Below are 6,386 nucleotides of genomic sequence, written 5' to 3' on the forward strand. Positions count from 1 at the left end.
TGTACGCACCGGCTCCGCCCCGCGCCGTCAGAACAGCGGAGGTTCGGCGAACCTGACGAGCTCCAGGGCCTGTTGGGGGAACCAGGCGCCCGCGGCCGGGTCGGCGGCGCCGCGTTCCGGATCCTCGGGGCCCTCCGTTCCGCGCAGGCAGAGCCCGTCCGACTCTCCCGGGATCTTGATCCACAGGCGTGCGTCGTGGAGCGGGTCCCCCGTGCTGGTGGTGGGGCGGGCACCCAGACCGCGGTCCGGCGGGTTGCACCACTCCTGCGCGTCGGTGTACTTCCCCGCGGGCGCGGTCCAGGTGCCTCGGCCGTTGCGGCTGGAGTCGGTGACGAAGTGCTTCATCAGGGCCGGATCGGTGTCGACATGGGTGTCCAGCCAGGACCGGGCGTCGGTGCGGGGCCACCACTGGTCGGGGCAGTCGGCACTGTCACCGCCCTTGTCCACATAGGCGAGGCACGACGAGATCAGAGTGCCGTACCAGGTGTTGTCGTTCTCGGTGTGGTAGTTGGAGGCGTTGGTGTAGAAGCCGGTGGCCCGCTCCACGCCGCCCTCCAGGAGACGCGGCACTATGCTGTTGACCGAGTGCCAGCCCTGGTGCCCGGTGTCGAGGTAGACCTTGGTGCGGGCGAGGGGTTCGAGCGCGTCGACCGCGTAGTTCACCTCGGTGTAACGGGCCGCGGTCTTCGTGCCCTCGGCGTCGTCCTGCCCGCAGTCGGCGGGCAGCAGGGCGAGGGAGTCGGGCTCCAGGACGACAAGCGCGTCGTGGCGGCCGATGCCGCGGGCGACGGCGTCGATCCACGCGCGGTACTCCGCGGTCGTGGAGGCTCCACCGCCGGAGTAGTTGGCACAGTCCCGGCCGGGGACGTTGTAGAGGGCGAGGACCGGGACGGTGTCCTGCTTGTCCGCCTCACGGACGATCCGCTTCGCCTCCCTCTCGACGTCGGCGGGAGTCCGGTCCCCGAACCAGACGGCGTGCGGCGTGCGGGCCATGGCCAGGATTCCGGCGGCGTCGCGGACCTGGCCGCGGCGTACGAGGTCCAGGGCCTGGCTGTATGCGCCGGGGTTGGCGTCGGGGGTGTAGAGGCGGGTGCCGCGGCCGTCGGTGCGCACGGCGGCAGCCTCGCTTCGCGCACCGTCCGCGGGGCCGGCCGCGACCGCCTGGACGGTCAGCAGCAGAGCCGCCGCACAGGCGAGCGGCAGGGCGGGCAACAGGGTCGCTCCGGTGCGCATGGAAATCCATCCCTCTGTCGCGGGCGAACGGACGGGAGCGCTCGCGACGGTCGATGCGGGAGCGCTCCCATGAGGGTTCCGGAGGGCCATGTATGCGTCAAGAGAGACGCGGCTGTCACTTCGAGGGGCTATTCCGTCGTGGCGTTCCGAGAGACCCGGCCGCGTTCTCGCCGTCCGGCGGCCTGCTCAGGACGAGCACGGCCACGTCGTCGCGGCGCACTCCGCCGGAGAAGCTCTGCAGGTCGGCCTGGAGCGCCTCCAGGACCTGGTCCGGCTCGCGCCCCACCCACCGGCCGAGCCGATCGTCGAAAGGGTAGAAGACACCGGTCGCGTCACGCGCCTCGGTCACTCCGTCGGTGAAGACCAGCAGGGCGGCGCCGGACGGAAAGCCGACCCACTCCGCGGCGCGCGCCTCACCGCTGAGATCCGCCAGGCCCAGTGGTACGGACGTCCGGTGCAGGGTGACCACCGACGCGGCCCCGTCGTGCAGCAGCCGCGGCGGCAGATGCCCGCAGTTGACGACCTGCACCCGGTCGCCACCGTCGAACCCCAGCACCAGGGCGGTGACGAAGCGGTCGGCCTCACCGGTCTCGGCGGAGAAGGCGTTGTGCCGGACGACCGCGTCCTCGACGGAGTCGGCCACCGACGTGAGCTCGGGCTCCCTCACGGCCGCCTCCCTGAACGCGCCGAGCGCGGCGAAACCGACGCCGATCGCGGGCAGCCCCTTGCCCTGCACATCACCGATGATCACGCGGGTCCCATGGGGTGACTGCACGACCTCGTAGATGTCGCCGCCGACGAAGCGGTCCTCCTCGATCGGCTCGTAGAGGCCGTGGGCGCAGACCTGCCGCGTGACGATGGGCAGCGGCCGCAGGATCTGGCGCTGGAGCGCGACGGCCGCCGAACGCAGTCTCGCCACCTCGGTGGCGTGGCGGATGCGCGCGGCACAGGCGACGACGCCCAGGGAGCTGGCGAGTGCCGTGAAACCGATGAGGAAGAGCACGTCCCAGAAGGAGCCGGTCGAGGCGATCCGGGATGCGCTGACCACCAGCGTGACCCATACCGCCACAGCGGTGGTCTGGCGGATCGTGCAGAAGACCGATGCCAGCGCGGGCAGCACGACCAGGAGCGGGATGAGTGGGAGATCCTCACCGGTGAGGGCATCGAGGAGTACGACCGCGACGGTCAGCAGAAGCATCCACAGCGCGAGTGCCCAGTTCCCGATCCGGGCGTCGCCCGCCGCCGTCTCCTCCGCATCCGCCCCGGGCAGCGGCGCCATGCGCGCCACCGACGGGCGCCGGAGTCGCATGACCACGGCAGGCCTCCCGCCTGTTCGTCCCTAACGCCCCACTTGTTCCAAGCTACCCGTCCCCCGGTTCCCGGTCCTGGCGTCGGTGCGCGGCACCGCGTCCGCCGGGACGAGCGCCGAGAGGAAGGCGGTCCTGCGGCGCAGGGTGAAGCCGATGGACTCGTAGAGCCGGATGGCGGAGGTGTTCGATGCCGCGGCGTGCAGGAAAGGTGTCTCGCCCCGTTCCCTGATGCCGTGGGCCACCGCCCCGACGAGGCGCGTCGCGAGCCCTTGGCCCCTGACGGACTCGTCGGTGCAGACGCCACTGATCTCGGTCCAGCCGGGCGGATGCAGCCGCTCCCCCGCCATGGCGACGAGGACTCCGGAGCGGCGGATGCCGAGATAGGTGCCGAGCTCGACCGTGCGCGGCAGGAACGGGCCGGGGCGGGTGCGTGCCACCAGTTCCAGCATCTCCGGCACGTCGGCCGGGCCGAGCAGCACGGCTTCCGGGTCGGGGGCGGCGTCCACGTGGTCGTCCACCAGCTGGACGCCTTCGGCCTGGAAGACGATCTCCCAGTCGGCCGGCGGGGGCTCTCGGAAGGCGGTGAGCGTGACGGAGGCGCCGGGGCCCGCGAGCGCGGCGACATCGGCCCAGTCCTGCGCGTCGGGCCCGTCCGGCAGGGCGAGCCAGGGGGTGACGTCGGGCCGGTAGCGCAGGACGCGTCCGCGCCGCTCGGCGAAGTGGGCGTGCGGACCGGTCAGCGAGGCGCGGGCCGGGTTGTCCAGCGGATGGGACGCTTCGATTCCCGCCCCGGGGACGGGCACCCTCGGCGTGGACGGATCCGTGACCCGCGGCGTGGACGGGTTGGTGGGCAGGGGTGTGGCCTCGGGCATGGACTCTCTCACTCCGGTTCATAGCGGCGGCCGTCGACAGGGATGGAAGGCCCGCTCACCCCGCGGCTATTCCCGGGCCGCCTGTCTGTTCACGAGCGTGCAATCAAAGAAGTGCCCGCCCGGGCGCCGCGCCGCCGGCAAACGCGCCGTCCCGCCCGGCGCCTGCGGCCCCGCCCCGCGATCGGGGCTGGCCCGTGTGCGCGGTACGCGGAACGGCCGGTCCGGCGAATAGTGCACCACTGCGCGGGATAGGGCCCCAACAGGCATCGGCCTGTGGCACTCTGGATACGACCGCCCCACCGGGCTCCCCCGTACCGGTGGGGCGGTTCTGTGTGCCCCCGCGCACACCAGGGCTCCGTGGTCACGGCCCCTGAGGGCGATCAGGGTTATTCCCGGCCAATACCGGCACGCGTGTGGCTCAAATCAACCTCTCCGTGCATGAGTTGCGGTCCTTCGGGCAGGCGCCTACACCTCACGGCCCACAATCTGAGGAGCGTGACGGGATGACCGTGCACACTGCACAGACCGCCGGTGCCGAACGAGTAGGTGCCCCTGGCGGACTCCCCTGGATCGAGGACGCCGGGGTGATCGCCCCGCAGGACGCACGGAAGCTGTCGAAGCTCTTCTTCGACCGCCTGCAGGTGCTGGACGAGGGCACTCCCGAGCACCAGTACGCCCGGAACACCCTCATCGAGATGAACCTGTCCCTCGTGCGGTTCGCCGCCGGTCGCTTCCGGAACCGGGGCAGCGGCGACATGGAGGACATCGTCCAGGTCGGCACCATCGGTCTGATCAAGGCCATCGACCGCTTCGACCTCTCCCGTGAGGTCGAGTTCACCTCGTTCGCCGTGCCGTACATCGTCGGTGAGATAAAGCGCTTCTTCCGGGACACCACCTGGTCCGTGCATGTGCCGCGCAGGCTGCAGGAGCTGCGGGTGGACCTCGCGAAGGCGAAGGAGGCACTGGCGGCGGACCTCGACCGGGATCCCACGGTGCGGGAGCTCGCCGAGCATCTCGGTCTCGATGAGGAAGAGATCACCGAGGGCATCGTCGCGGCCAACGGTTACACGGCCGGATCGCTCGACATGCCGGCCGACTCGGCGGACCAGGTGGGCCGCGCGACGGGCGGACGCACCTACGCGGACGTACTGGGCGAGCCCGATCCCGCGATGGAGACGGTGGAGAACCTCCATACGCTCGCCCCGCTGCTGGGCGAGCTCGACGCACGCGAGCGCCGCATCATCGACATGCGGTTCGGTCAGGAGATGACGCAGGCTCAGATCGGCGAGGAGCTCGGAATCTCGCAGATGCATGTCTCGCGCCTGCTCAGCCGCATCCTCCGCAAGCTGCGCAGCGGGATGTTCACACAGGACTGACGTACGACCGACGCCGGGCCGGCTCCGCGAACGGCGGGGCCGGTCCGGCGCGTCTGTTGCGGCGGCATTGCAGCTTCGTGGCCACGTGCGCGACCTGCTTCCGTCCTGGCGCGGGCGGCCTCTACGGTCCGTAACCAGTACGCCGCCGCCGCGTCGCCACCGTGCTCGCGCGGACATCCTCCGAACGACCGTGCGAGGTATGACATGAGCCAGCCCGTCGACTCCGTCACCGCGGGACACACCCCTGAGGACCACGACCGGCAGGACGCCGGGGCCGCCTGGTCCTTCGAGACGAAGCAGATCCACTCCGGCGCGGCGCCGGATCCGACGACCGGTGCCAGGGCGGTGCCGATCTACCAGTCGACGTCCTTCGTCTTCAAGGACACCAAGCACGCGGCCGACCTCTTCTCGCTGGCCGAGCCCGGCAACATCTACACCCGGATCCACAACCCCACGCAGGACGTCCTGGAACAGCGCATCGCCGCGCTCGAAGGCGGCGTCGCCGCCGTCGCGCTCGCCTCCGGTCAGGCGGCCGAGACGCTCGCGCTCCTGACGCTGGCGGGCGCCGGGGACCACATCGTCTCCTCCGCCTCCCTGTACGGCGGTACGTACAACCTGTTCCGGCACACGCTTCCCCGGTTCGGCATCGAGGTCTCGTTCGTGGAGGACCCCGACGACATCGAGGCGTGGCGGGCCGCGATCCGGCCCAACACCAAGGCCCTGTTCGCGGAGACGCTCGGCAATCCGCGGGGCGACGTCCTCGACATCCGCGGCGTGGCCGACACGGCCCACGAGGCGGGGCTTCCACTGATCGTCGACAACACGGTGCCCACGCCCTACCTCCTGCGGCCGCTGGAGCACGGCGCGGACATCGTGATCCACTCCGCGACGAAGTTCCTCGGTGGTCACGGCACCACGATCGGCGGTGTCGTCGTGGACGGCGGCACCTTCGACTTCGGGGCGCACGCGGAGCGCTTCGCGGACTTCCACACGCCGGACCCCAGCTACCACGGCCTGCGGTACTGGCCGGATCTCGGGCACGGCGCCTTCGCCGTGAAGCTGCGGGTCCAGCTGTTGCGCGACCTCGGACCCGCGCTCTCGCCGCACTCGGCCTTCCTGCTCCTCCAGGGCGTGGAGACACTCAGCCTGCGTCTGGAGCGGCACACGTCCAACGCGCTGACGCTCGCCCGCTGGCTGGAGGGCCGCGACGAGGTGTCGGCGGTGCACTACGCCGGCCTCGAGTCGAGCCCCTGGTACGACGCCGGCCGGCGATACCTGCCGCGCGGCGCCGGTGCCGTGCTCGCCTTCGAGCTGCGGGACGGCGTGGAGGCCGGCAAGCGGTTCGTGGACGCGGTCGAACTGTTCAGCCACCTCGCCAACATCGGTGACGTACGGAGCCTGATCATCCACCCTGCGTCCACGACGCACAGCCAGCTGACCGAGGAGCAGCTCGCCGCGACGGGCGCGACCGCGGGCCTGGTGCGGCTCTCCGTGGGCCTGGAGAACGTGGACGACCTCAAGGCGGATCTGGAGGCAGGGTTCCGCGCCGCGAAGGCGGCGTCCTGAACCGGGTCGCCGCGCCCACCACGCTCCCC

5 protein-coding genes are annotated in these 6,386 nt (G+C 71.3%); 2 read left to right on the forward strand and 3 right to left on the reverse strand.

Going from position 1 to position 6,386, the window contains the following annotated elements:
• Positions 1 to 27: 27 nt before the first annotated feature.
• The 3 genes from ACFWFI_RS39965 to ACFWFI_RS39975 all read right to left on the reverse strand — a co-directional run bounded on the left by ACFWFI_RS39965 (position 28) and on the right by ACFWFI_RS39975 (position 3,415).
• Positions 28 to 1,233, reverse strand: coding sequence for a glycoside hydrolase family 6 protein (locus tag ACFWFI_RS39965; RefSeq protein ID WP_387400419.1), 1,206 nt, complete (start codon positions 1,231 to 1,233; stop codon positions 28 to 30).
• Between the two features lie 115 nt (positions 1,234 to 1,348).
• Positions 1,349 to 2,542 (reverse strand): PP2C family protein-serine/threonine phosphatase, encoded by a 1,194-nt coding sequence (locus tag ACFWFI_RS39970; protein WP_387400425.1) that lies wholly within the window; start codon positions 2,540 to 2,542, stop codon positions 1,349 to 1,351.
• A gap of 30 nt (positions 2,543 to 2,572) precedes the next feature.
• Positions 2,573 to 3,415, reverse strand: coding sequence for a GNAT family N-acetyltransferase (locus tag ACFWFI_RS39975; RefSeq protein ID WP_387400420.1), 843 nt, complete (start codon positions 3,413 to 3,415; stop codon positions 2,573 to 2,575).
• A gap of 503 nt (positions 3,416 to 3,918) precedes the next feature.
• Here ACFWFI_RS39975 and ACFWFI_RS39980 point away from each other — a divergent pair.
• Together ACFWFI_RS39980 and ACFWFI_RS39985 are read left to right on the forward strand one after the other, a co-directional pair.
• Positions 3,919 to 4,791 (forward strand): RNA polymerase sigma factor SigF, encoded by an 873-nt coding sequence (locus ACFWFI_RS39980; protein ID WP_387400421.1) that lies wholly within the window; start codon positions 3,919 to 3,921, stop codon positions 4,789 to 4,791.
• 204 nt (positions 4,792 to 4,995) lie between these two features.
• Positions 4,996 to 6,357: a bifunctional o-acetylhomoserine/o-acetylserine sulfhydrylase gene (locus ACFWFI_RS39985; RefSeq protein WP_387400423.1), complete on the forward strand. Its 1,362-nt coding sequence runs from the start codon at positions 4,996 to 4,998 to the stop codon at positions 6,355 to 6,357.
• Positions 6,358 to 6,386: the final 29 nt, after the last annotated feature.

The organism is Streptomyces sp. NPDC060209, assembly GCF_042728155.1.
GTDB lineage: Bacteria > Actinomycetota > Actinomycetes > Streptomycetales > Streptomycetaceae > Streptomyces.